The organism is Streptomyces sp. NPDC051109 (assembly GCF_044455885.1).
Taxonomy (GTDB): domain Bacteria; phylum Actinomycetota; class Actinomycetes; order Streptomycetales; family Streptomycetaceae; genus Streptomyces.
In genome coordinates this window covers 267428-290454 of the sequence record NZ_JBITFF010000002.1, presented here as the reverse complement: position 1 = coordinate 290454, position 23027 = coordinate 267428, and the positions used below count along the sequence as shown (strand labels likewise).

At 71.8% G+C, this 23027-nt stretch carries 23 protein-coding genes; 12 read left to right on the top strand and 11 right to left on the bottom strand.

All coding sequences use genetic code 11. The features are described 5' to 3' along the window. Nucleotides 1-161: 161 nt before the first annotated feature. Entirely contained in the window at nucleotides 162-1655 is a 1494-nt protein-coding gene (locus tag ACIBAD_RS04255) for a cellulose binding domain-containing protein (RefSeq protein ID WP_398904341.1), read from the bottom strand. Nucleotides 1656-1902: 247 nt separating this feature from the next. Then, nucleotides 1903-2439 carry a hypothetical protein gene (locus tag ACIBAD_RS04250; protein ID WP_398904339.1) on the bottom strand — a complete coding sequence of 179 codons (537 nt, stop codon included), beginning with the start codon at nucleotides 2437-2439 and terminating at the stop codon, nucleotides 1903-1905. A 165-nt stretch (nucleotides 2440-2604) separates the two neighbouring features. Here ACIBAD_RS04250 and ACIBAD_RS04245 point away from each other — a divergent pair, with 165 nt between their 5' ends. Further along, nucleotides 2605-3198, top strand: a complete 594-nt coding sequence (locus ACIBAD_RS04245; RefSeq protein ID WP_398904337.1) for a DM13 domain-containing protein — start codon at nucleotides 2605-2607, stop codon at nucleotides 3196-3198. Between the two features lie 97 nt (nucleotides 3199-3295). On the opposite strand, the gene ACIBAD_RS04240 is transcribed toward ACIBAD_RS04245, so the two are convergent. Then, nucleotides 3296-4111 (bottom strand): alpha/beta fold hydrolase, encoded by an 816-nt coding sequence (locus tag ACIBAD_RS04240; protein ID WP_134068921.1) that lies wholly within the window; start codon nucleotides 4109-4111, stop codon nucleotides 3296-3298. 222 nt (nucleotides 4112-4333) lie between these two features. Here ACIBAD_RS04240 and ACIBAD_RS04235 point away from each other — a divergent pair, with 222 nt between their 5' ends. Together ACIBAD_RS04235 and ACIBAD_RS04230 are read left to right on the top strand one after the other, a co-directional pair. Continuing rightward, a complete protein-coding gene (locus ACIBAD_RS04235) occupies nucleotides 4334-4597 on the top strand; it encodes a hypothetical protein (RefSeq protein ID WP_398904335.1) in 264 nt (87 codons plus the stop codon). Nucleotides 4598-4728: 131 nt separating this feature from the next. After that, nucleotides 4729-5298 (top strand): hypothetical protein, encoded by a 570-nt coding sequence (locus tag ACIBAD_RS04230; RefSeq protein WP_398904334.1) that lies wholly within the window; start codon nucleotides 4729-4731, stop codon nucleotides 5296-5298. 7 nt (nucleotides 5299-5305) lie between these two features. On the opposite strand, the gene ACIBAD_RS04225 is transcribed toward ACIBAD_RS04230, so the two are convergent. Next, on the bottom strand, nucleotides 5306-5845 hold the full coding sequence (locus tag ACIBAD_RS04225) for a DoxX family protein (protein ID WP_398904332.1): 540 nt from the start codon (nucleotides 5843-5845) through the stop codon (nucleotides 5306-5308). A 150-nt stretch (nucleotides 5846-5995) separates the two neighbouring features. On the opposite strand from ACIBAD_RS04225, the gene ACIBAD_RS04220 reads away from it, so the two are divergent. The 4 genes from ACIBAD_RS04220 (at nucleotide 5996) to ACIBAD_RS04205 (ending at nucleotide 8329) form a co-directional block, all read left to right on the top strand. Beyond that, the gene (locus ACIBAD_RS04220) at nucleotides 5996-6466 is read left to right on the top strand and encodes a Rieske (2Fe-2S) protein (protein WP_134068918.1); all 471 of its coding nucleotides are present in this window, start codon (nucleotides 5996-5998) and stop codon (nucleotides 6464-6466) included. A 63-nt stretch (nucleotides 6467-6529) separates the two neighbouring features. Beyond that, on the top strand, nucleotides 6530-7432 hold the full coding sequence (locus ACIBAD_RS04215) for a hypothetical protein (protein ID WP_398904330.1): 903 nt from the start codon (nucleotides 6530-6532) through the stop codon (nucleotides 7430-7432). A 91-nt stretch (nucleotides 7433-7523) separates the two neighbouring features. After that, nucleotides 7524-7904 carry a VOC family protein gene (locus ACIBAD_RS04210; protein ID WP_134068916.1) on the top strand — a complete coding sequence of 127 codons (381 nt, stop codon included), beginning with the start codon at nucleotides 7524-7526 and terminating at the stop codon, nucleotides 7902-7904. Between the two features lie 158 nt (nucleotides 7905-8062). Further along, the gene (locus tag ACIBAD_RS04205; protein ID WP_134068915.1) at nucleotides 8063-8329 is read left to right on the top strand and encodes a PqqD family protein; all 267 of its coding nucleotides are present in this window, start codon (nucleotides 8063-8065) and stop codon (nucleotides 8327-8329) included. Nucleotides 8330-8343: 14 nt separating this feature from the next. Here the strand turns inward: ACIBAD_RS04205 and ACIBAD_RS04200 are convergent, their stop codons facing one another. Then, entirely contained in the window at nucleotides 8344-8772 is a 429-nt protein-coding gene (locus tag ACIBAD_RS04200; RefSeq protein WP_134068914.1) for a universal stress protein, read from the bottom strand. Then, entirely contained in the window at nucleotides 8772-10283 is a 1512-nt protein-coding gene (locus ACIBAD_RS04195; RefSeq protein ID WP_134068913.1) for an APC family permease, read from the bottom strand. The genes ACIBAD_RS04200 and ACIBAD_RS04195 overlap by 1 nt, the downstream gene beginning before the upstream one ends. A gap of 190 nt (nucleotides 10284-10473) precedes the next feature. Between ACIBAD_RS04195 and ACIBAD_RS04190 the strand changes: the two genes are divergently transcribed. After that, the gene (locus ACIBAD_RS04190; RefSeq protein WP_134068912.1) at nucleotides 10474-11751 is read left to right on the top strand and encodes an Nramp family divalent metal transporter; all 1278 of its coding nucleotides are present in this window, start codon (nucleotides 10474-10476) and stop codon (nucleotides 11749-11751) included. Nucleotides 11752-11889: 138 nt separating this feature from the next. On the opposite strand, the gene ACIBAD_RS04185 is transcribed toward ACIBAD_RS04190, so the two are convergent. The 3 genes from ACIBAD_RS04185 to katG all read right to left on the bottom strand — a co-directional run bounded on the left by ACIBAD_RS04185 (nucleotide 11890) and on the right by katG (nucleotide 17214). Continuing rightward, nucleotides 11890-13524 carry a hypothetical protein gene (locus ACIBAD_RS04185; RefSeq protein WP_398904326.1) on the bottom strand — a complete coding sequence of 545 codons (1635 nt, stop codon included), beginning with the start codon at nucleotides 13522-13524 and terminating at the stop codon, nucleotides 11890-11892. A gap of 222 nt (nucleotides 13525-13746) precedes the next feature. Continuing rightward, nucleotides 13747-14706, bottom strand: coding sequence for a DUF5996 family protein (locus tag ACIBAD_RS04180; RefSeq protein WP_398904324.1), 960 nt, complete (start codon nucleotides 14704-14706; stop codon nucleotides 13747-13749). 276 nt (nucleotides 14707-14982) lie between these two features. After that, entirely contained in the window at nucleotides 14983-17214 is a 2232-nt protein-coding gene (gene katG, locus ACIBAD_RS04175) for a catalase/peroxidase HPI (RefSeq protein WP_134068908.1), read from the bottom strand. Between the two features lie 215 nt (nucleotides 17215-17429). Here katG and ACIBAD_RS04170 point away from each other — a divergent pair, with 215 nt between their 5' ends. Continuing rightward, nucleotides 17430-17852: a Fur family transcriptional regulator gene (locus tag ACIBAD_RS04170; RefSeq protein ID WP_134068907.1), complete on the top strand. Its 423-nt coding sequence runs from the start codon at nucleotides 17430-17432 to the stop codon at nucleotides 17850-17852. 52 nt (nucleotides 17853-17904) lie between these two features. Here ACIBAD_RS04170 and ACIBAD_RS04165 read toward each other — a convergent pair whose 3' ends face one another. Then, nucleotides 17905-19086, bottom strand: a complete 1182-nt coding sequence (locus tag ACIBAD_RS04165; protein ID WP_134068906.1) for an MAB_1171c family putative transporter — start codon at nucleotides 19084-19086, stop codon at nucleotides 17905-17907. Between the two features lie 46 nt (nucleotides 19087-19132). Continuing rightward, complete coding sequence (locus ACIBAD_RS04160; protein ID WP_398904321.1) at nucleotides 19133-20080, bottom strand: GDSL-type esterase/lipase family protein; 948 nt, start codon at nucleotides 20078-20080, stop codon at nucleotides 19133-19135. Nucleotides 20081-20234: 154 nt separating this feature from the next. On the opposite strand from ACIBAD_RS04160, the gene ACIBAD_RS04155 reads away from it, so the two are divergent. From ACIBAD_RS04155 to ACIBAD_RS04145, 3 genes are all read left to right on the top strand, one after another. After that, a complete protein-coding gene (locus ACIBAD_RS04155) occupies nucleotides 20235-21098 on the top strand; it encodes a helix-turn-helix transcriptional regulator (RefSeq protein ID WP_398904319.1) in 864 nt (287 codons plus the stop codon). A gap of 113 nt (nucleotides 21099-21211) precedes the next feature. Beyond that, the gene (locus ACIBAD_RS04150; protein WP_398904317.1) at nucleotides 21212-22615 is read left to right on the top strand and encodes an amidohydrolase family protein; all 1404 of its coding nucleotides are present in this window, start codon (nucleotides 21212-21214) and stop codon (nucleotides 22613-22615) included. A gap of 64 nt (nucleotides 22616-22679) precedes the next feature. Further along, nucleotides 22680-23024 (top strand): hypothetical protein, encoded by a 345-nt coding sequence (locus ACIBAD_RS04145; RefSeq protein ID WP_134068902.1) that lies wholly within the window; start codon nucleotides 22680-22682, stop codon nucleotides 23022-23024. Nucleotides 23025-23027 lie beyond the last annotated feature (3 nt).

Sequence of the window (23027 nt, the reverse complement as noted above, 5' to 3'; positions counted from 1 at the left end):
ATGGCTGCCGGCCAGCCGGCCAGCCGGCCAGCCGGCCAGCCGGCCAGCCGGCCAGCCGGCCAGCCGGCCAGCCGGCCAGCCGGCCAGCCGGCCAGCCGGCCGGCCGTCCGCCGAGCGTCGCGACACCGTCACGGGCGCTCGGCAGACCGTCGGGACGAGGCCTAACCGCGGGCGGCGAAGGCCTTCGTGAAGGCCAGCGGTTCCTGGACTATGGAGGAGCACGTCGCGTCGGCGGAGTTCTTCGCGCCGCCCGGGCACTGCTTGTCGCGGGCGCCCGACCACATCGCCAGCCAGCCGAGGCCCTTGGAGCGGGCGAAGTCCACGAGCTGCTCGGCGTCGTCCACCTTGAAGACCTCGCTGGAGACGTCGTTGACCCCGATCATCGGTGTCACGGCCACCGCCTTCCATGCCGCCGCGTCGCTCAGCCCGAGTACGCCCTTGATCTGCGCCTGCGTCGCGGTGGCCGCCTGGATGGCGTAGCCGCCCATGTCACCGCTGTACGCCGGGCCGTAGTCCATCGCCATGATGTTGACTGCGGACACCGCCACCCCGTTCCGCTTGGCATTGGCGATCAGGTCGACGCCCGGCTGGGTCAGCCCCTCCGGCATCACGGGCAGGGTGAACGAGACGTCGAGCCCGGGATGCGACTTCTGCAGCTGCGCGATGGCTTGCGCGCGCCGGGTGTTCGCCGCCGCGTCGGGCAGGGCCGCGCCCTCGATGTCGAAGTCCACCTTGGTCAGCCGGTACGTGTCCACCACCTTGCCGTACGCGGCGGCGAGTTCGGCGGGGGAGCCGCACGCCAGGCCCAGCTCGGAGCCGGACGCGCCGCCGAACGACACCCGGACGTCGCCGCCCTTGGCCCGCAGGGCGGAGATCTGCGAGGCGACCCGGTCGTCCCCGAGGGCCGTGACCCCGCCCCACAGCGGGGAGCAGCCGCCGCCGGAGGTGATGAAGGCCAGGTTGAACTCCTTCACCCCCGTCTTGGCCGCGGTGTCCAGCAGGTCGAAGGCCGGGTAGAGCGAGGTGTCCACGTACGGCGCGAACCCGGCCGAGGTGGTGCTGCCGCCGCCCGGGGGCACGGTCGGGGCAGCGGTCGGGGTCGGCTTCGCCGTCGCAGTCGCCGTCGCAGTGGGTGCGACCGTCGGCTTGGCGGTGGGCGAGGCGGAAGCCGTGGGCGCGGCGGTGGGCCGGCCGCTCGGGCTGGGCGTCGGCCCGGTGGCCGGAGAGCACTTCTCCTTGTTGATGAGGCACCCCGTGGGACTGCCCGCGTTCCCGCTCGCGTTGGTCACGAACCCGACGGTGACGGAGGCGCCGGCCGCGAGCCCGGCCGTGTCCCAGCGGGGCGGCTTGACCGTCACGTGCTGCCCGTTGACGGTGTGTTCGCCGTTCCAGAGGGAGGCGACGGAGGTGCCGGCGGGCAGGTCGAACTCAAGGGTCCAGTCCTTGAGGGTCCCGCCGCTGTGGTTGGTGACCACGTACTGCCCGGTGTAACCGGTGGTCCAACTGCTCGCCTTCGTGAAGGTCGCGCCGACCGACGCCGCCTGTGCGGTGCCGGTCAGCGCCAGGGCGGTGCCCCCGACGGCCGCCGCGACGGCCAGAGCCGCGGCCGCCTTCGTCTTGGCACTCGTCGTACGGCGGTGGGAATGGCCAGCCATGAGGACCTGCCTCTGTGCTCGGGGGATGAGGTTCGAGCAGCACGCTAGCGACCGCAAAACGGACGAATGTGCGGTTCGGGCCCCGCCCCCGCGTTCTTGAGGCCGCCTTAAGGAACGGATCGGGGAGGGTTAATGACCACGGACGCCGGGCGCTACCGCTCGAGCGCTTCGAGGCGTACGCCGCTGCCGCCGCACGCGACTGCCCGGTGGGGCGCATCCGGGTACACCCCACCGGGCAAGGGGGAAGCTACTGCTTGTTCTTGGCGAGGTCCTCCTGGAAGGCCTTCGCGCATATCGGGCCGGTCTCCGTCGCGATGAACGAGACGATCAGCAGGGCACCCGCCTTGCCCTGGTGGGTCGCCTTCACGCTCCAGCCGCTCTTGTCCAGCGACTTGACGACCGTCGCCGGCTGCTCGACGGTCCGGGTCTCCTTCCAGCCCCCCTTGGCCAGGGCGGCGACCGCGGCGTCGTACGACTTCCGGGAGTCGGAGACCTTCTTGCTGTCCGCGGTCCAGGAGACCATGCAGGACTTCAGGTCGGCCGGCACGTCGTCGCCCGGCTTCCGCGCGAAACCGGCCGACGTGGCCGCGGCCTCGATCTCCTTCTTCACCGCGGCGGCGTCCGGCGCCCCGCCGCCCGACGTACCCGACCCCGAGACCGGAGCCGACGCCCCGGCCGACGGCGCCTTCCCGCCCCCGCCCTCGTCCGTACCGCCCCCGCTACCGCAACCCGCGACCAACAGCGCCACACCGGCCGCGGCGGCCGCCCACTTCGCCTTACGCACTACGCGTCCAATTCACCGTGCACGAAGGCCCGATGCCCCCGCGATCAAGGAAGCAGTCTGTCACCCTGCCGTCGCCGTAAGACTTTCGTCATCCGCAGATCCTGGCTCCCGGATCCCCCGGCCGCATTGAATGTGGGGGGAACGGAACGACGAAGAGGGGCTGCCATGACGGGGACGACGAAAGGCGCGGTGCCGGGGACGGACGGGGGGAAGCGGCGCCGCCGCCCGCTGCGGGCCGGGATCCTGATCGCGGCGGCCCTGGTGCTGGGCTCCGGGCTGTACTGGGCCCAGCCGTGGAGGCTCTGGCAGAACCACACCGTCAACGAGGCACTCCCGACCGCCTCCACCGCCTCCACCGCCCCGGCGCCCGGCTCCTCGCGGCCGGGATCCGCCCCGGCAGCGGGACCGCAGACCATCGCCCGGGGCTCGCTGATCAGCCACGAGCACAGCACCACCGGCACGGTGGAGCTCATCAGGCTGCCCGACGGCTCGCGCACGCTCCGCCTCGAAGGCCTCGACACCAGCAGCGGCCCCGACCTGCGGGTGTGGCTGACGGACGCGCCCGTGAAGGAGGGCGCGGACGGCTGGTTCGTCTTCGACGACGGCAAGCACGTGAGCCTGGGCAAGCTCAAGGGCAACAAGGGCGACCAGAACTACGAGATCCCGGCCGACGTGGACCTCGCCGGCTACTCCAGCGTCACCATCTGGTGCGACCGCTTCAACGTGTCCTTCGGCGCGGCGGCCCTCCGGGCCGCCTGAACGGTCGGCGGTGCGGTCGGTGCGGCGCACCGACCACCACCGGACTCTGCCCGCGGCCGCGCGCCTGCCCGAGCGGTGATGCTTCCCTGCCCGGCCGTCAGACCTCCCCGATGAAGCGGGTCAGGGCGGCCACGTAATCCTGGGGATGCGTCACGTGCGGCATGTGACCGGCGCCGTCGAAGGTGGTGCGCCGGGTCTGCGGCAGGGCATCCGCCAGCCGGTCGAGCACGGCCGCGAACCACGCCGGGCTCTCCGTCCCCCCGCTGAGCATCACCGGCGCGGTGCATGCGGAGAGCCCGGCGAGGTCCAGCGAGGCCCACTGCGGGTCGGACTGCTCGTCCAGCCAGGTCGGGGCGTGCGCCACGAACGCCTCGCGCATGTCCTGCGGGAGTCTGTCCCACATGCCGGGCCCCATCGCGACCTCCTCCACGAACAGCCGGGCGCCCGGCCCGTCCTCGCCCTTGCGCAGGTGGTCCAGGACGGCGTCGACGGAGGTCATCGTCGGCTGCAGCTGCGCCAGCACCGCCGGGTCGTTCGCGACGACGTCGACGAGCGGCGGCTCGTGGACGGCGATGCTCCGGAACAGCTCGGGCCGGCGCGCGGCCAGCCCGAGCACGACCGACGCCCCGAACGAGTTGCCGGCCACGTGCGCCGGGGCGTCCCCCAGCCCCTCGATCAGCGCCGCCAGGTCGTCCTCGTCCTGCCGCCGCGTGCCCTGGCCCGGCGCCGAGTCGCTCCCGCCGTGCCCCCGGCGGTCGTACGCCACCACGGCGAAACCCGCCTTCATGTCGGAGTCGATCGCAGGCTGCCAGACCCTGTGATCGGTCCAGGACCCGTGCACCAGCACGAGCGGACCGCCCGTACCGGTCCTTTCGTAGAAGAGGTTCACACCGTCGGCGCGCACCTGTGCCATGTCGTGACTCCTCGGAGCGGGGGTATCCGTCGCAGGGTGTCTTAGCAGGGCCGGTGGCGCTCCCGCGCGCTGCCGCGCCGGTGGGAGGCCCGGAAGCGCGCGGGCGCAGGCGCAGGACCACGCGCCCAAGTGACGATCCGGTCTCGGATGCGGGGACCGCCGTTGCCTCCGCCGCCGGCCGCCCGTTTTGCGGTCATGGAAGCAGCATCTACGCGTCCAGTCGTGTCCCCGAATGTTTCATTCGCAGAGCTCAGCGGCGCGTACTGGATCGACTCCGACTCCTCCCTCCACGGAACCGAGGAGTGTGCCCAGTGCGCCCTCCTGCGCGGGGCGGCAGGCGAGACCCCGCCCTTACGGGAGGACGTGGCGGCGGACAGCGCCTGCTGCGGCGGTATCGACTGGGTGCTGACGACGGCAAGGCCCCTGCTCGTGACCTGCGCGGCGATCACCGTCACCGCCGCGCTCGTCGCCATGGCACTGGGCTGACGGGACCCGCGGTCCGCCGTCGCAGGTGCGGGCGTGCCCGCGGATCCGCGCCCGTCCCGTCGGCGTCAGCGGACGGTGGCCCCGGACCTGCGGGCTTTCGGAGGACTGCCCCGTGCGCGTAGCGTGTTCGCATGACTACGACACCGGCTGAAGCGGGCGGGCCGAAGGTGCCGCCGTCCTCCCCGCCGCGTACGCCCGTGGAAGCGTCGCGAGACCGGCCGGCAGCGCAGCGGCCGGGTCGCCAGGCCGTGGACCGGGCCCGCCCGCGGCTGGAGATCCGCAACCGGCAGACCGCGGGGCTGACGTTCCGCGCGGACCGGTGGGCCGCGAAGAAGGCCGGTGCCCAGGCGACGGCAAAGGTCCGGTCCTGGGGGTACGCACACCTCGACGAGCCGGACCTGGAGGCCGCCGTGGGACGTCTCGTCCAGGCGGCGGTCGCCGACGGCGGCAAGCGGATCAGCGTCCACCTCGCCGACCAGGACCAGCGCATCCTCGCCGTCGCGCTCAGCCACGTCGCCGGCGCCGCCCCGGGCGAGGACCCGGTACTGACCGAACTGGCGGCCCTGCGCACCGTCGTGAGCTGCGGCAGCGACCTCGCGCCCGACGGGCGCCGGGTATGGGCGCTGCTCGACGCCGCCCCCCGCGCGCCCCGGCCGCGGCCGTCAGGACCGGCCGCGGCCGGTCCTGACACGCAGGGGTGAGGGCGGCTCAGGACGCCGCCGTCGCAGCCGGGTTCGGGCGGGCGGCCCTCGCGCGCCTCGCTCCGGACGGGCGGCGCCCTCGGTGGCGGTGCAGCAGCGCGTCGAGGGACAGGGCGGGGGCGCCCGCGAGGATCAGCGGGATCCAGGCCACCAGGTACACGAGGTCGTTGCCGTAGTAGTACGGGGTGGTCGGCCAGCTGACGGTCAGCCACAGGCTCAGCGAGATCAGGGCGCCGCCGAGAGCGGCGAGCCGGGTCAGCAGACCGGCCAGGGCGCCCAGCCCGACGGCCAGTTCCCCGAGGGCGATCGCGATGCCGAAGCCCACCGGGCTGTGCGAGGAGAGCTCGACCAGTCCCGGGAGGGCGGCCGAGTCCCGCACGGCCTCCATCTGCTGTCCGATCGAGCCGTCACCGGTGGCGGACAGGAACGCCGTGTCCGTCAGCTTGTCCAGCCCGGCGTAGACGAAGGTGATGCCGAGGAAGAGGCGCAGCGGCAGGAGTGCGTACTCGGCCGCTCGCGTGCGCAGGTCGGAGGATGTCGTAGTCACACCGTGCACACGCGGGAACCCGCCTCGCGGTTCGCTCGTATTCGGTGGGGGACGCGGTGAACCACGAGCGGCATCACCGCGTGTTCCTGCTGAGGCCGGAGTGGCAAGGGATGCTCCGGACCGCTTCCGGTACGAGAAGGAGATACGGCCATGGGCGACACCACGCGTCGGCGCACGGTTCTCGCGGCGGGCGCCGCCACGCTGGCAGGCACCGTGCTGAGCGGCTGCGGCAGCGACGGCGGCACCGAGGCGGCAGCCGACAGCGCACCCGGCACCGCACCCGGTGATGCGCAGGCCCAACCCTCGGCGGGCGCCGCGGCCGGCGGTGGCGGCGGGCAGGCACTCGCGCAGACCTCGGACATCCCGGTCGGCGGCGGCAAGGTGTTCAAGGACCAGAAGGTGGTGGTCACCCAGCCGATGGCCGGGCAGTTCAAGGCCTTCTCGGCGACCTGCACCCATCAGGGCTGCTCGGTTGCCACGGTGAAGGACGGGAACATCGTCTGCCCGTGCCACCAGAGCCTGTTCAAGATCTCGGACGGCACGGTCGCCGGCGGGCCCGCCACGCGGCCGCTGGCGGCGGCGAAGATAGCCGTGGAGGGCGACAAGATCTCCCTCGCCTGATCGGTCGAGTCCGCTGCCGGGCTCGCCGAGCCCGGCAGCGGACCAGGCGTCATCGTGGATGTCGTGGACGTTGACGTGGATGAGGTGGCCGACGAGCTGTACGGGCTGGTCCCGGACCGGTTCACCGGGGCGCGCGACGAGCGGGCGGCCCAGGCCCGGAAGGCCGGACAGGCGCAGGCGGCCAAGGCCATCGCGGGACTGCGCCGCCCGACGCGGGCGGCGTACGCATCGAACCTGCTGGTGCGGCGGCGCCCCGAGGAGGTCGCGGCCTTCCTGGAGCTCGGCCGAGCGCTGCGCGAAGCACAGCGTTCTCTGGACGGCACCCGGCTCAAAGCGCTGTCCCATCAGCGGCACGTGGTGGTCGCCGCACTGGCCCGTACCGCCCGGCAGCTGGCCGAGGAGGAGGGCCAGGCGGTCGGCGAGAGCGTCGCGCACGAGGTGGAGCAGACCCTCCACGCCGCCCTCGCGGATCCGGACGCCGCCGAGCGGTGGTCGAGCGGACGCCTTTCCACCGGGTTGGACCCGCCGGTCGGTTTCACGGGCCTTCCCGCCACGGCCCCCGTACGACCGCAGCAGGCGGTCGCGCCGGAGCCCAAGTCGAAACCCGAGTCCAAACCGAAGCCCGAGCCACAGCCGAAGCCCAAGCCGCAGCCACAGCCGAAGCCCAAGCCCAAACCGCAGCCGAAGCGGAAGCCGGAACCGCAGGCGCAGCCGGAACCGGAGCCGTCCCGCGAGGCGGAGCAGCGCCGGGCCCGGGCCGAGGAGGCCCGCGCCGAGGCCGCCGCACGCGAGACGGAACTGCGCGCGGCCGAGCAGGCATCGGCCGAAGCCGACGCGCACGTCGCCGAGCTGCAGCGGCAGCTGCGCGAGGCCCGGACCGGGCAGGCCGACGCGCGGCGCGCGCTGGCCGGAGCCACCGACCGGGCGCGGGAGGCGGCGCGCGCGGCGGATGCGGTTGACGGGTAGCCCGGCCGTCGGGCGACCGGGTGCGTTCGGGGTGACACTGGAGCCAGGGGGCCGGTGCCGGATGAGCCGAGGGGAACGGAGGACAGCCACCATGCTGGGAGACAGCAAGGGATTCAGCGGCTACTCGGTGGACGACATCGAGGGCGCCAAGGGCTTCTACGGCGAGACGCTCGGTTTGCGGGTGTCCGAGGACAACGGCCTGTTGACCCTGCACCTGGCGGGGGACACCGAGGTGATCCTGTACCCGAAGGAGAACCACGAGCCCGCCACCTTCACGGTGCTGAACTTCCCGGTGGACGACATCGACCGGGCCGTCGACGAACTGGCCGCGCGCGGGGTGTCGTTCGAGCGGTACGAGGCGTTCGACCAGGACGCGAAGGGAATCGCCCGGGAGGCGCCCGGCCCCGCGATCGCCTGGTTCAAGGACCCGGCCGGCAACATCCTCTCCGTCCTCCAGCCGAACGGGACGTAGCCGTCCGCCGAGTTTCGGCCGAGCGGGGGCGCCGGGCGGCCCCGACTGCCGGACGGTGGGTGGCAGCAGCCCCGAGGGGGTGGCTAGCCCCATGGTCGAGTCCTCGTCGCGCCGCGATGCTTGAAGCACTTGAGGCGGACTTGAACGAGGAGGACGACATGCGGATCGTGGCAGCGGACGGCGTGACCGGAACGGCTCTGGCGGACGGCCGGATGAAGGTGCGGACGGCAGGGCGCGGCGAGTTCCGCTGCAGCCCGGTGGGCTCGGCGATGTGGGTGGCGCTGCGCGTCAACGACGGGTTCCTGGACCTGGCCGCGTCCTCCCTAGCCGACGCCTGGCAGACCGACGAGGGCAAGGTGCGTACGGCGATGAACGCCTGGGCGGAGCGCCTGATGGACGCGGGACTGCTCAAAGCCGCGGCGTGACATGTTCAGAGCCCCTACGGCTCGACCCCGCCCGCCGTCGGAACGCACAGCACCGGCACCGGCGACAGGTGCAGCAGCTTGTGCGGGGTGGAGCCCAGCAGGGCGCCGCGGATCGGGCTGTCACCCCAGCTGCCGACGATGATGACCCGCGCCCCGTGGCGTTCCGCGGCGTCGAGCAGGGCCTGGGCCGGTTTCTCGTCGACGACCTCGACCGTCGACGGGACGCCGGCCTCGTCGGCGGCCTCGACGGCACGGGCCAGGGCGCTGCGCCCCGCCTGGCGGACGGCTTCCCGGTGGGCCCGGTACTCCTCCCCGGCGGCGCCGGGCGCGGCGGCGCCGTAGACGAGGACGAGCGGCTCGCCGAAGGCGGTGGCCACTTCGAGGGCCACGTGCAGGGCCCGCTCCGCGCCGGGCGACTCGTCGTACCCCAGGACCACGGACATCAGGGACTCCTCTTGCCGTGGACGAGTGCCGGGTCGACCACGCCCCGCCGCTCCCGCCAGAACCTGCCGTCGTGTACCCGCCAGAAGCACATGATCAGCACGCCGACCACGGCGATCCCGATCCCGATCACCAGCGGCGGCCCGAGACCGAACCAGGAGACCCCGCTGGCCGAGTTCTCCGGATTCGACATGTCGCTGATCGACTCCTCCAGCAGCCAGGCCAGCAGACCCGCCCCGACCACCGGCCCGAGGCCGATGAGCAGGAAGTTGTGCAGGTTCTCCCTCAGGTGGCGGCGGTAGTAGACGGCGCAGGCCACCCCGGTCAGCGCGTAGTAGAAGGCGATGAGCAGGGACAGCGCGGTCAGCGAGTCCAGGAGCGCGTTCTCGCTGATCTGGTTGACGGCGAGGTACCAGGCGATGGCGATGGCGGCGACCCACCAGGTACTCACGTCCGGGGTCCGGAAACGCGGGTGGATGTGCGCGAGCGGTGGCGGCAGCGCGTGCCGGCGGGCCATCGACAGCGCCGTCCGGGAGGCCGGGATGATCGTGGTCTGGGTCGAGGCCAGGGCGGACGTGCAGACCGCGAGGAGCACGACCCAGTCCCAGCCGCCCATCACCTCGTGGGCGAGCACGGCGAAGATGGCCTCCTCCTCGCCCGCGTTCGCGGCGAGGAACGCGGTTCCGGCGTACGCGACGACGGCGAAGCCGACGGCCAGGTACGTCACCAGGAGCACCACGGTGGACCAGATTCCGGCCTTGCCCGGCGCGGTGGCGGAGTCCTTCACCTCCTCGGTGAGGTTCACCGCGGACTCCCAGCCCCAGTAGATGAACACGCCGAGCAGCAGGCCGCCGGTGAGGGCGGCGCCGCCGGCGCCGAAGGGGTTGAGCCAGGAGAGGGAGGGTTCGATGGAGTCGAGGGTGCTGGTGCCGGCGTACACGCGGTAGAAGGCGACCACCGCGAAGGCCAGGAGGAAGAAGACCTGGGCGAGGATGAGGATGTCCTGGAGGTGGGCCGACAGCTCCGTGCCGATGACGCAGATCGCGGTCATGGCGAGGATCACCACGACGGCGAGGGTCTGGCGGATCACGGGGTTCGCGGCCCAGCTGTCCAGGCCGGCGGCGAGCAGGCCGAATTGGACGGCGACGTCGGCCAGCGAGCCGATGACCAGGACGCCGGTCATCGTGATCGCCCAGCCGCCGAGCCAGCCGGCCCAGGGCCCCATGGCCCGCGTCACCCAAGAGAACGTCGTCCCGCAGTCCTGGTCGACCTTGTTGAGGTAGTAGAAGGCGGCGGCGATCAGCAGCATCGGGACGAACGACGCCAGCATCACGCCCGGGGCGTAGATCCCGACCAGCGCGACGATCGGACCGATGACGGCGGCCAGCGAATAGGCCGGCGAGGTCGAGTTCAAGCCGATGACGAGCGCGTCGAGGAACCCGATCGCGTTGTGTTTGAGCTCCGCGTTCGGGATCTCCGCGCCCGCTGCACCGCCGGCACTGTCCTGGGCCATGTACGCATCGTCATGCACCCGGCGGCGCCGCGCGAGGCGCGTGGTCTGTCCGGGGGCCCGGCCGGGGAGGGCCTCTTGCGCGTCCGCCGCCGAGCCGCTTTGGTGACCGGGGGCCCGCCGGACACCGGGGCACGGGGCAACGGGGCCGGCGGCCCGGGCGGGCGAGCACGGGAAGGCGGCAGGCGGGCGCATGGCGGACACCCTCCAGACCGGCACGGAGGAGAGCGGGAACACCCCACCGCGCAAGGCGAGCTGGCGGCACATCGGACCCGGCATCGTGGTCGCCGCGACAGGCGTGGGCGCCGGAGACCTCGTGGCCACGCTCATCGCGGGCAGCAAGTTCGGCTACACCCTGCTGTGGGCGGCCGTGATCGGCTGCCTGGTCAAGATCTCCCTCGCGGAGGCCGCCGGCCGCTGGCACCTCGCCACCGGACGCACCCTCTTCGAGGGCTGGCGCAGCCTCGGCTCCTGGACCACGGTCTACTTCGCCGGGTACGTCGTCGTCTGGGGCTTCGTCTACGGCGCCGCCGCGATGTCCTCCAGCGCCCTCCCGCTCGCCGCCCTCTTCCCGGACACGATGGACCTCAAGGCCTGGGCCGTCCTGTGCGGACTGGTGGGCCTGGTCTTCGTCTGGTTCAACCGGTACGCCGTCTTCGAGAAGGTCATGACCGTCCTGGTCGGCGTCATGTTCCTGGTCACCGTGTACCTCGCGGTCCGGGTCACGCCGCACCTCGGCGCCGCCCTCGCGGGCCTCGCGCCCGTCCTCCCGGACGGTTCGCTGATCTACACGCTCGGCCTCGTCGGCGGTGTCGGCGGCACCATCACGCTCGCCGCGTACGGCTACTGGGTCAACGCCAAGGGCTGGACGGACGCGGGCTGGATGAAGGTGATGCGCCTCGACAACCGGGTCGCGTACGTCACCACCGGCATCTTCGTCGTGGCCATGCTCTTCGTCGGCGCCGAGCTGCTGCACTCCTCCGGGGTGGCGATCGCTAAGGGCGACCGGGGGCTGCTCGACCTCACCGACATTCTGGCGGACCGCTACGGAACCGCGACCGCCAAGCTCTTCCTCGTCGGCTTCTTCGCCACGTCCTTCACCTCTTTGATCGGCGTGTGGCACGGGGTGAGCCTGATGTTCGCCGACTTCGTGACGAAGTACCGCCCCTCCCTGGCCCCGGCCGGCACGAGCCGCGAGAGGTCCCTCCCGTTCCGGGCCTACCTGCTCTGGCTCACCTTCCCGCCCATCAGCCTGCTCTTCCTCGACCAGCCGTTCGGGCTCGTCATCGTGTACGGGGTCATCGGCGCGTTCTTCATGCCGTTCCTGGCCCTCACCCTGCTGTGGCTGCTCAACAGCTCACGCACACCCGCCGACTGGCGCAACGGGCTGCTGAGCAACGTGATGCTGGCCGCCGCCGGACTGCTGTTCGTGGTGCTGTGCGTACAGCAGGTACGGGAGCTGCCCTGGTAGCGGGCGGGAGCGGATCCGGTGCGCGCGCGGCCGGCGGATCGCGCCGTACGAGACCTGCGGGGGTCGCGCGGACGCCCCGGGAAGGCACCCGGTGGATCGGGGCTTCCCGGGGCGCTGTCGATCACGCCTGCCGGTGCGTCAGTTCGTCTGGTAGACGCCGAAGATGTCGACGACCAGGTCGATGTCGTCCCAGCCGCGGTTCCAGGCGTCGACGATGCCGTTGTTGCCCATGCCGGCCTGGACCAGGTTCGGGACGGTGTCGCCCCGCTTCCAGTTCAGGTTGGACGAGTTCGGCGGCGTCGGCCAGGTCGCCCAGCCGTTCTCGTAGGCGGACAGCGAGTTCGGGTCCGGGGACACCGTCAGGTAGCCGTCGCCCCGGGTGTTGGTGACCGTCGTGTTCAGCACGTACGCCGTGTTCTGCGGGCGCGAGCTGGACAGCGGCATGTAGATGTAGCCCTGGCCCCCCATCGGGCCGTACACGGGGTCCTTGGGGTCGCGGGTGTCGAACAGCCGCTCCGGCAGGAACGGCAGGTAGGCGCCCTGGCTGTCCTTGCTGTAGTAGCCGACCACGTCGACGATGACGTCGGTGCCCTTCCAGGCACCGTTGCGGATCTTGACCGAGCCGTCGGCGCCGATCGGCACGATGACCGAGTTGGCGACGGTCTGGCCGCCGCGGAAGTTCAGGTTGGAGGTGCTCGGGGCCGCCCCGCCGCTCGGGTAGACGGTCAGGTGGCCGTCCTCCCGCGGGTTGGTGACGGTCACGTTCAGCGCGACGGCGGTGGCGTTGTACGGAATGCCGTTCCGGCCGGTGATCTGGACCCCGGTGGTGCCCTGGCCGGCGACCTGGCCCTGGCCCTCGCGGGTGTCGAGGAAGCGCGTGGGGGTCAGCGGGGTGTAGCCGCTGGAGGAGGTGCGGGTGAAGTAGCCGGTGATGTCGGCGATGAGGTCGACCGGTTCCCAGCCGCCGTTGTAGAGGTCGACGTAGCCGTTCTTGTTGACGGGCACGATGACCAGGTTGGGGACGGTCTGGCCGGCGGTGAAGTTGACGTTCGAGGTGGTGGGGCGGTCGCTGCCTTCGGGGAAGACGGTGACGTGGCCGCCGCTGGTGGTGTTGGTGGCGGTGACGTTGAGCACCACGGCGGTGACCCCGGCGGGGATGGCGCCGTTGCCGGAGATCTTGACGCGGGTGGTGGCGTAAGGGGCGACCTTGCCCTTCGTCGTGCCCGTGCCGTCGCGGGTGTCCAGGAGGCGGGTGGGCGCGTACGGGGTGAAGTCCGAGCCGGGCGTCACGACGGCCAGTTCGTTGACGCCGCGCACACCGCTGCCGTCGGACAGGGTGACCTTGATCGTGTACGAGCCGATCTCCGCGTAGGAGTGCGCCTCGGTCGAGTTGGTCGGCCCGTTGGCACCGAAGGTCACGCTGGTGCCGTCCCCCCAGGCGACGTTGACCGAGAGCGCGGTGCCGGGGTCGCTGACCACGGCGAGGGCCAGGCTGATGCCGCGGGCGCTGGTGCCCTTGGCGGTGAGGCCGACCGTCGGCTCCGCGGTGGCGCTCGCCTCCGCCTGCGCGGAGGCGTCGGCCTTGCCGCTGCCCTTGGCGGCGGACGGGGTGTGGACCGTTCGCTCGGCAGGGCTCATCACGGTGGTGAAGCTCGACGCCGCGACCTTGTCCAGGTCGACGTCGGGTGCGGAGACCCCGTGCGGGCCCGCGGCGCCGGGCGTGCCCGGAGCCGCCTGGGCCACGGCCGGTATGAGACCCACACTGGCTGCCACGACGGCAGCGGACATTACGAGTCGGCGATTGCGCACCGGCCCCCCCATTGTCGGTAAACGCTTGAACAGGTTCGAAAGCGTGCTCAGAGTACACAGCTGCGGGACGCCGACGAGGGGGTCCCCCCTGGGATCGCCGCCCGCCGCCCGCCGCCGGAAGAGCGCCTTGAGATGCTCGCCGCGATCACCCGGAAAATCAAGGAAATAACGCTGCCGGCGGGCCCGTCACGAGGACCCCGCCGTCGGGGCGCCTCCCCGGGCCAGCGGATCGGTGACACCGCCCGGGGAAGCGAGGCGCTCCACGTCCCAGCCGTCCAGGGCGGCCGCGGAACGGTAGAGGGACCCGTAGAAGTCGAGGACGGCCTGCCGGGGATGCGCGCCGTCGCGGACGTCGTCGTAGTCGAGGGTGGCCAGGCGGCCGGCGCCCCGCTCGACCCAGTGCGCGGCCGCCGGCCGCAGCGGCTGCCCGGCCAGCCCCGACGGCTCCGGCGCGGCGTACGCGTAGAAGGCCGGCCGCGGGTAGTCGCCGTCGCCGAACCAGAAGCCGCAGCTGATGACCTCGCGCGAATAGGCTTCACGGCTCACCGGGTCGACATCGGGCCCCAGCTCGACGGAGCGGTCGGAGAACCGCGTGACCGCGATGTCGTACGAATGCCAGAACAGGTGCACCGGGCTGACCTTCCCGGAGAAACCGGCAGCGAACTCCTCCAGGACCAGGTTGACCTGGCTGAGCACCTGCCAGTGCCGGTTGACCCAGAACGGGTCGTAGGAGGCGTGCTCCGTGTCCTCGGCGAACGGCCGGTGCGCGTCGGGCAGCGTGTACGGATGGGGGTGCGCGAGGATCACCGCCACGCCGATCCGGTCGAGAGCGGCGAGCGTCTCACGGTAGAAGGACGCCACCGACTGCCCGAGGAGCGGGAACGAGGTGGTCGAGCCGTCGAGACAGGACACGGTCAACCAGTGGTCGACGAAATCGAAGTCGATCGTGAAGACCGGATCCCCGTCGATCCCGCCCATCGGGCGGGTCGTGATGCCCCGCCCCGTGACATGGAACGGGACGTTCCACCAGTGGTTGCGCCGTACGCTGCACGCCAGCCGGATCTTGCCGACGATCTGTGTGAACCGGTGCAGTGTCTCCTTGGAGTCTCGCCACTCCGACAGTGGAATCGCCGGGAACAGGTCCACCGGGCATCCCCCAGCTCGTTGCCTCACGCCTCACGGCTCGTACACCGACATCTTGACCCCACCCGGCCCGCGCCCCGGGCGCGACCTGCGGACCGCGGACGAACCGTCAGCCATGCGCTCGGGCCGGAGCGGCCGGAGAGGCCGGTACGGGCAGGGCCGGGAGTAGTGCGGCGGAGGCGCCGGGCACCGCGCGGGAACGCGCCGCGATGCCCGCCTCCCGGGCCGGTCGGCCGTCGAAACGGCTGCCGACCGGCCCGGGAGCCACGATCGGAGCGGTCAGACGAGGTCGAACCGGTCCAGGTCCATGACCTTGCTCCACGCGGCGACGAAGTCCTTCACGAACTTCTCCTTCGCGTCATCGCTCGCGTAGACCTCCGCGAGCGCCCGCAGCTCGGAGTTGGACCCGAACACGAGGTCGGCCCGGGTTCCGGTCCACTTCACCTCGCCCGTGGTGACGTCGCGGCCCTCGAAGGTGTTCGCGTCCCCGGCCGTGGCCGTCCACGTCGTACCCAGGTCGAGCAGGTTGGCGAAGAAGTCGTTCGTCAGCGACTCGGGGGTCGCGGTGAACACGCCGTACGAGGAGCGCTGGTGGTTCGCGCCCAGGACGCGGAGTCCGCCGACGAGGACGGTCATCTCCGGGGCGCTCAGCGTCAGCAGGTTGGCCCGGTCGACCAGCAGGTACTCGGCCGGCAGCCGGTTGCCCTTGCCGAGGTAGTTGCGGAAGCCGTCGGCGACCGGTTCGAGCGCGGCGAACGACTCCACGTCCGTCTGCTCCTGCGACGCGTCCGCGCGGCCCGGGGTGAAGGGGACCTCGACGTCGTAGCCGGCGTTCTTGGCGGCCTGTTCGACGGCCGCGCCGCCGGCGAGGACGATCAGGTCGGCGATCGAGATCTGCTTGTCGCCGCTCTGCGCCGAGTTGAAGGACTGCCGGATCCCCTCCAGCGTACGGAGCACCGTGGCGAGCTGGTCGGGGTCGTTGACCTCCCAACCGGCCTGCGGCTGGAGCCGGATGCGCGCGCCGTTCGCGCCGCCGCGCTTGTCGCTGCCGCGGAAGGACGAGGCCGAGGCCCACGCGACGGAGACGAGCTCGGAGACCGACAGGTCCGAGGCGAGGACCTGGCTCTTCAGCGCGGCGATGTCGTCCGCGTCGACGAGCGCGTGCGTCACGGCGGGGAGCGGGTCCTGCCACAGGAGCGTCTCGGAGGGGACCTCCGGGCCGAGGTAGCGCACGATCGGGCCCATGTCGCGGTGGGTCAGCTTGAACCACGCGCGGGCGAACGCGTCCGCGAACTCGGCCGGGTTCTCCAGGAAGCGCCGCGAGATCTGCTCGTACGCCGGGTCCACGCGGAGCGCGAGGTCCGTCGTCAGCATCGTCGGCGCGTGGGTCTTCGACGCGTCGTGCGCGTCGGGTACGGTGCCCGCTCCGGCGCCCTCCTTCGGCCGCCACTGGTTCGCGCCGGCGGGGCTCTGGAACAGTTCCCACTCGTACCCGAAGAGGATCTGGAAGAAGCTGTTGTCCCAGGCGGTCGGGGTGTCGGTCCAGATGCCCTCCAGGCCGCTGGTGATCGCGTCCGCGCCCTTGCCGGTACCGAAGGTGTTGCTCCAGCCGAGACCCTGCAGTTCGATCGGAGCGCCCTCGGGGTCGGCGCCGACGTTCTCCGCCGGGCCCGCACCGTGGGTCTTGCCGAAGGTGTGGCCACCCGCGATCAGGGCGACGGTCTCCTCGTCGTTCATCGCCATCCGGCGGAACGTCTCGCGGATGTCGCGGGCGGCGGCGAGCGGGTCGGGGTTGCCGTTCGGACCCTCGGGGTTGACGTAGATGAGACCCATCTGGACCGCACCGAGCGGGCTCTCCAGCTCACGGTCGCCGGTGTAGCGCTCGTCGCCGAGCCAGATGGTCTCGGGACCCCAGTACACGTCCTCGTCGGGCTCCCAGACGTCCGCGCGGCCGCCGGCGAAGCCGAACGTCTCGAAGCCCATCGACTCCAGGGCGACGTTGCCGGTGAGGATCATGAGGTCGGCCCACGAGATGCTGCGGCCGTACTTCTTCTTGACCGGCCACAGCAGCCGGCGGGCCTTGTCGAGGTTTCCGTTGTCCGGCCAGCTGTTGAGGGGGGCGAAGCGCTGCTGGCCGGCACCGGCGCCGCCGCGGCCGTCGCTGATCCGGTACGTGCCGGCGCTGTGCCACGCCATACGGACCATGAAGGGGCCGTAGTGGCCGAAGTCGGCGGGCCACCAGTCCTGCGAGGTCGTCAGCACCTCGGCTATGTCCCGCTTCACCGCCGGGAGGTCGAGGGTCTTGAACGCCTCGGCGTAGTCGAACTCCTCGCCCATGGGGTTGGCCACGGCGGGGTTCTTGGCGAGGATCTTGAGGTTGAGCCGCTCGGGCCACCACTGGCGGTTGCCGCCGCCCTGAGTCGGGTGCGCGGCGCGCCCGTGCGCGACGGGACACCCGCCTCCGGCCTCCGTCTTCGCGTCTACGGCGTTTGCATCATGGTTCTCAGACATGGGAATCCTTCCAAACCGGGCGGATCGCGCTGCTAAGGAAAGGGGCTGCGGAAGCGTCGTACGGGCGTGGCTGCGGTGAGGGTTGGCTGCCGACCGAACCGATCCTACGATGGACGCAATCCAAGTCAAGAAGAGCACCAGTTGCATATCTGATAGGGATCCGGACACCTTCCTGAACTCCGGGCATCCCGCCTGACCTGATTGGGTGAACCGATATGAGTGACCTGCTGGGACGACTGCGAGAGCGCGGCTGGCGCCTGACCTCCCAGCGGCGTGTCGTTGCGGAGGTGCTCGACGGGGAACACGTGCACCTCACGGCCGACGAGGTGCACGCCCGGGCGGTGGAGCGGCTACCCGAGATCTCGCGCGCGACCGTCTACAACGCCCTGGGCGAGCTGGTCACGCTCGGAGAGGTCGTCGAGCTGTCCACCGACGGCCGCGCCAAGCGGTACGACCCCAACGCCCGCCACCCGCACCACCACCTGGTCTGCTCCCGCTGCGGCACCATCCGAGACGTCCACCCGACGGGCGACTTGATGACGGGCCTCCCGGCGGACGAACGCTTCGGCTTCACGGTGTCGAAGGTCGAGGTCACCTACCGCGGCCTGTGCCCGTCGTGCGCCGGACAGGCTGCCTGACGCAGGTGTTCCGCTGCCCGCCGTGGGGGACCGGGGGCGGCGGTCCGGGCGGTCAGGCTGTCCGGCGGAGGGAGCGGACGGTGGGCGACTTGGCCAGGGCCCTGGACATCCGCACCAGACCCGAGGGGCTGTTAGGGGAGGTCAGGACCGGGCTCGCAGCCTCCGGCCCGTTCTCTCCCGGCGCACTCCGTGCGCGGCCCCAGAGGACGACGGCCGTCGCCAGAGCGACCGCGTCGGCCACCGCGGCGGCCTCGTCGGCCGGACGGCCCGCCTCCAGTTCCTTCCGGAGCGCCCTTTCCCGGATCCCGGCGTGCAGGTACGGGCTGACCGTGAGGATGCCGTCGTGGATGTCCGACTCACGCTGCGTCAACCGGATCTCGATGGGCGTCCACGGCCCGCCGGCCAGGGTGATGCTGTGCCGGGTCGCCCCCCGCAGTTCCCGCGACAGCGGGCGGAGCTGCGAGTACCGGCGCCACATGGCCCACTGGCTCATGACGTGCTGGGAGACGAGCGGCAGGACGAACCCGGTCGCGATCAGGAGCGCGGACACGGAGGCGAGGGACGGTGCGATCTCCGTGCTGAGGACGTCCCAGTCGGCGTCCGCCCAGCGAGCGCCGATCGCACTGAACTTCGCGACGTCGTAGAGGAGGTTCAGTACGTACCCGAACGCGATCAGCCCCAGCCCGGCGCGCAGGGCGCCGTGGACCTCGCGCGCCCACCGCCGGCACAGCAGCGTCATGGTGACCGCCGCCGTGGTGTGCGCCGCGAGGTAGAGGAGGATCATCTCCCGGATGTACGGCGTGCACGCGTAGTACGTGTCCAGATCGCGCAGGCGCTCGACGGGGGCCTCGCCGAGCGCGAAGAGCACGTTGATGGCCACGATCACCGCGAGGGTCACGAGGTTGCACGAGCGGGACCACCGGCGGGTCCGCTCCGCGTCCTGCGGGCCGCTGCTCCAGCGGAAGATGAGCACGATGTTGGCGCCGGAGAAGGCCGTGAGCAGCGAGAACACGAGCGGTGCGGCGGCGTTCGGGACTCCCGTGAACCTGTTCACCGCGACGAGGGTGGGCATCGCGGTGAATCCGAAGACGGCGGTGGCCAGAACGAGGAGGACCAGGACGGACCGCAGGAGTTCGTCGCGGGGGTTGCGCCACAGGGCGGGGAGCTTGAGGCCCGCTGCCGCGAGCAGCAGGGCACCGGGCAGGTAGAAGCCCAGTCCGTTCGAGTCGTTCACGCCGTGCCCTGCTGTTGGTGCTGGTGTTCTTCGTGCATGGTCGTGCTCAGCGACCGGTGATGTCGAGGTGCCGGTACAGGACCTCGTGCCCTTCGGCGGTGGGGTGGACACCGTCGGCGAGCAGATCGGTCCTCCCGCGCAGCGGCTCCCACATGTCGAGGAAGTCGACGTGGTGTTCGCCGCACCAGGACCGCATCAACTCGCGCAGCTCCCGTACGCGCGCCTCCGTGAAGCGCAGGCCCTCGTAGTCGCCGGTGCGCGCTTCGTCGATCCACGTCGGTCCCACGACCACGAGTCGCGCATTGTGGTCCAGGGCCGTGGCTGCCAGCGGGCCGAGGCGGTCCGCGAGGTACGCCGGCCCGTCGTACGCGGCGTGCGGAGGGTGCGGGGAGGCGAGCGGCACCGCGGAGTCGTTGACGCCCGCGGCGACGATGAGCGTGTCGGGCAGGCGGGGGGCCAGCAGTGCGGGCGTCTGCTCGCTGACATCGGTGAGGAAGCTGCCCGGTACGGCCAGGTTGAAGAAGCGGTGTGCGGCTTCGTTCCCCGCGATGTGCGCGGCCGCGAGGCGGCCCGCCCATCCTCCCCGCGGGTCGCAGCGCCCGTACGCGATGCTGTCGCCCACGATGACGATCCGCCGGGCCGAGCGCAGCGGGTCCGCGTCGAGGTAGGCCCAGGCGCTCTGCCCGGAGGTGAGGACCACCCGTCGGCGGGCGTAGTCGTCGACCTCGTACGCGTCGGCCGCGGCCAGGTCCCGGTCGGTGAGGTGCAGGACGGCGCCCTCGACGGAGGAGCCCGGCTCGCGCTCCAGGATCAGGTGTACGTCGAGCCCGCTGGCGGCGATCACGGCCGGATCGGTGATCGGGAGGGGCCGGGTGGTGTAGCCGGCCAGCGACGCCGCAGACGTGGGCACGGTACGCCCGAAGAGAGCGGTTTGCACCCGCTCGTCCCTCAGAGTGCCGAAGGAGAACAGGGTGTGGGGGCGTGATTCGGACACTGGGAGCCGCGTGGCCTTTCTTGAAACGATTGATCAACTCACCCTAACGGCCGCCCCCGACGACCCGAACCGGACCCACACCGTCGGCAGCACCGGCCGATCGCCTCCGCATCCGCACGGCGGTGGACGCGGACGTCCCCGCTACGTTGGGGGCATGAGCGACAGCACCCCGCTGGGGGAGTTTCTGAGGGCGCGCCGCGAGGGGCTCACGCCGCACGAGGCCGGCCTGCCCGCGCACGGGCGACGGCGGGTACCCGGGCTGCGGCGGGAGGAGGTCGCGCTGCTCGCGGGCGTGAGCCCCGACTACTACACGCGGCTGGAACAAGGCCGCGAGACCAGCCCGTCGCCGCAGGTCATCGACGCGATAGCCGTCGCCCTGCGGCTCGACGGCGAGGCGCACGACCACCTGCGCCGACTGCCCCGGGCCGCGCACCTGCGCGGTGGCGCTCCCACCGGTGGCCGGGACCGGGTCAGCCCGCAGCTGCGGCAGCTGCTCGACAGCTGGCCCGACACCCCTGCCTTCGTCCTGGGACCTGCCCTGGACGTCCTGGCGTACAACGCCCTCGCCGCCGCCGTGCACAGCGGGTTCCGGCGCTTCGACAACCTGGCCCGCATGGTCTTCCTCGACCCGGCCGGGCGCGACTTCCACCAGGACTGGGCCCGGGCCGCGCACTCCTGCGCATCCGAGATCCGCGCCGCCTACGGCCACGACCCCGCATGCCCGCGGATGAACGAGGTCGTGGAGACGCTCCGCGCGCAGAGCCCGGAATTCGCCGAACTGTGGTCACGGCACGAGGTGAAGGGCAAGACCCGGCGGGAAAAGCTCCTCGTGCACCCGGAAGTCGGCGCCCTGGAGCTCCATTTCTCGGCCTTCACCGTCAACGACGCCCCGCACCAGCAGCTGGTCGTCTACCAGGCCGAGCCGGCCAGTGCCACCGCGGCCGCCCTCGCGGAACTCCGCACCGTACCCGCAACCGAGGCCCGCGGACCGTGGGTGGGTGTCCCACACCTGGGATGACTGCGGCCTGGTCCGGTGTCCGGACCGCGGTGAGGCTGGTGGTCCGGCGGCCCCCGGGCACCCGCCCGCCCGGCCGCCGCCACCGCCCTGTACGGCGTACGAAGGAAGCCCCCATGACCCTCCACGACACCACCAGCGGCGCCGTCCTCGCGCAGATCCGGCGCCGCCCCGCCGGCCGGCGGCGCATCCTGTTCACCGGCGCGACCCTCGTCACCATGGACCCCCGCCTCGGCGTCATCGACCGCGGCGAACTCCTCGTCGAGGGCGATACGATCACCGCAGTCGGCCATGACCTGAACGTCGACGACGCCGTCGTCATCGACTGCACGGGCGCGATCCTCGGCCCCGGCTTCGTCGACACCCACCGGCACGCCTGGCAGGCCCCCCTGCGCCGGATCATGCCGGACGTCGACGACCTGGGCGGCTACGTCATGTCCACCCTGGCCGGCCACGCCACCGCCTACCGGCCTGAGGACATGTACGTCGGCACCCGGCTGGCCGCCCTCAGCGCGATCGACAGCGGCATCACCACGATGCTCGACTTCTCCCACAACTCCCGCAGCCGCGAGCACTCCGACGCCGCGATCCATGCCCTCCTCGACACCGGAATCCGCGGCGTACACGCCTCCATGGGCCCGCACTTCGGCACCTGGGACCGGCAGTGGCCAGGAGACCTGACCCGCATCAAGGACACGTACTTCGGCAGCGGCGACCAACTGCTGACCCTGCGCCTGGCGGCCCTGGCCACCGACGAGATCGCCGGCCCCGCGCTCGCCTACGGCCCGGAGCTCGCACGCGTCGCCCGGGACCTGGGCATCGGCGTGAGCGTCGACGCCGTCTTCGGCACGGCATCCTCGGAGGCGGTGCTGGGCTGGGCCAAGGAGGGCATCCTCGGCCCCGACGTCACCCTCATCCACTCCACGGGACTGACCCCCGAGGCCTGGACGGCCATGGGGGAGACCGGTACCACCGTGGCGCTCGCCCCCACCTCCGACGCCCAGATCGGCCTGGAGACCGCGATCCCCGCCGTCGACGAGGCCCTGTCCGCCGGCATCCGCCCGGGCCTCAGCATCGACGTCGAAGTAGCCCTGGCCGGCGACATGTTCACCCAGATGCGGACCCTGCACGCCATCCAGCGGATGCGAGCCGTCAACGCCGCCTACGGGACCGACCGGCAGCCCTCGCGCATCACCACCCACGACGTCCTGGACTTCGCCACCCTCCAGGGCGCCCGCACCAACGGACTCGCCGGCGTCACCGGCTCACTCACCCCGGGCAAGAAGGCGGACCTGCTGGTCATCCAGGCCGAGGACCTCAACAACATGCCGCTCAACGACCCGATCGGCACCGTCGTACTGGGCTCCGACGCGCGCAACATCAGCGCCGTGCTGATCCACGGTGAACCCCGCAAGTGGAACGGGCAGGTCCTGGACGTCGACCTGCCGGCGTTGCGCCGAGAGGTCCGTACCTCCCGCGACCACGTGCTGAACACTCCCTCACCGGGGTCCCGTTCGTGACCGATGGCTGCCCTTTGACGCAACTCACGTGCCATCATGTCGAGTTGTGGCTGAGGGGGAGGCTATGGCGAATACCGCGATCCGCGTGCGCCTCACGCAGGGTGCGAGCGAGAGCGACATCGGGGCGCTGAAGGCGTGGCTCGAACGGGAGCAGAGGCTCGAAGAGCTCAGGAACAGCGGCATGCTGGAGATCCATGAACGCGCTGGGACGCAGGACGGGCCCGCCAGCCCGATGGGTGCCGGCATGGACATCGTGCTGGTGCTGATCGGCGCCGCCGCCCCGAAGCTGTTCGACGTGGTGTTCGAGCAGGTCAAGAGCGGGGTCCGCGCGTGGCGCGAGAACCGCCGCTCCGTGGAGCGGGGCGAGCCACCAGAGGTCGAGGTCGCGCCGGGCGGCGACGGGAGATAGCCC

Coding starts and splice junctions, on each gene's coding strand:
- ACIBAD_RS04230 (WP_398904334.1), top strand. CDS start 4,729: ATGACTACGACACCGGCTGAAGCGGGCGGGCCGAAGGTGCCGCCGTCC.
- ACIBAD_RS04190 (WP_134068912.1), top strand. CDS start 10,474: ATGGCGGACACCCTCCAGACCGGCACGGAGGAGAGCGGGAACACCCCA.
- ACIBAD_RS04145 (WP_134068902.1), top strand. CDS start 22,680: ATGGCGAATACCGCGATCCGCGTGCGCCTCACGCAGGGTGCGAGCGAG.
- ACIBAD_RS04220 (WP_134068918.1), top strand. CDS start 5,996: ATGGGCGACACCACGCGTCGGCGCACGGTTCTCGCGGCGGGCGCCGCC.
- ACIBAD_RS04150 (WP_398904317.1), top strand. CDS start 21,212: ATGACCCTCCACGACACCACCAGCGGCGCCGTCCTCGCGCAGATCCGG.
- ACIBAD_RS04205 (WP_134068915.1), top strand. CDS start 8,063: ATGCGGATCGTGGCAGCGGACGGCGTGACCGGAACGGCTCTGGCGGAC.
- ACIBAD_RS04200 (WP_134068914.1), bottom strand. CDS start 8,772: ATGTCCGTGGTCCTGGGGTACGACGAGTCGCCCGGCGCGGAGCGGGCC.
- ACIBAD_RS04155 (WP_398904319.1), top strand. CDS start 20,235: ATGAGCGACAGCACCCCGCTGGGGGAGTTTCTGAGGGCGCGCCGCGAG.
- ACIBAD_RS04195 (WP_134068913.1), bottom strand. CDS start 10,283: ATGGCCCAGGACAGTGCCGGCGGTGCAGCGGGCGCGGAGATCCCGAAC.
- ACIBAD_RS04210 (WP_134068916.1), top strand. CDS start 7,524: ATGCTGGGAGACAGCAAGGGATTCAGCGGCTACTCGGTGGACGACATC.
- ACIBAD_RS04245 (WP_398904337.1), top strand. CDS start 2,605: ATGACGGGGACGACGAAAGGCGCGGTGCCGGGGACGGACGGGGGGAAG.
- ACIBAD_RS04170 (WP_134068907.1), top strand. CDS start 17,430: ATGAGTGACCTGCTGGGACGACTGCGAGAGCGCGGCTGGCGCCTGACC.
- katG (WP_134068908.1), bottom strand. CDS start 17,214: ATGTCTGAGAACCATGATGCAAACGCCGTAGACGCGAAGACGGAGGCC.
- ACIBAD_RS04240 (WP_134068921.1), bottom strand. CDS start 4,111: ATGGCACAGGTGCGCGCCGACGGTGTGAACCTCTTCTACGAAAGGACC.
- ACIBAD_RS04255 (WP_398904341.1), bottom strand. CDS start 1,655: ATGGCTGGCCATTCCCACCGCCGTACGACGAGTGCCAAGACGAAGGCG.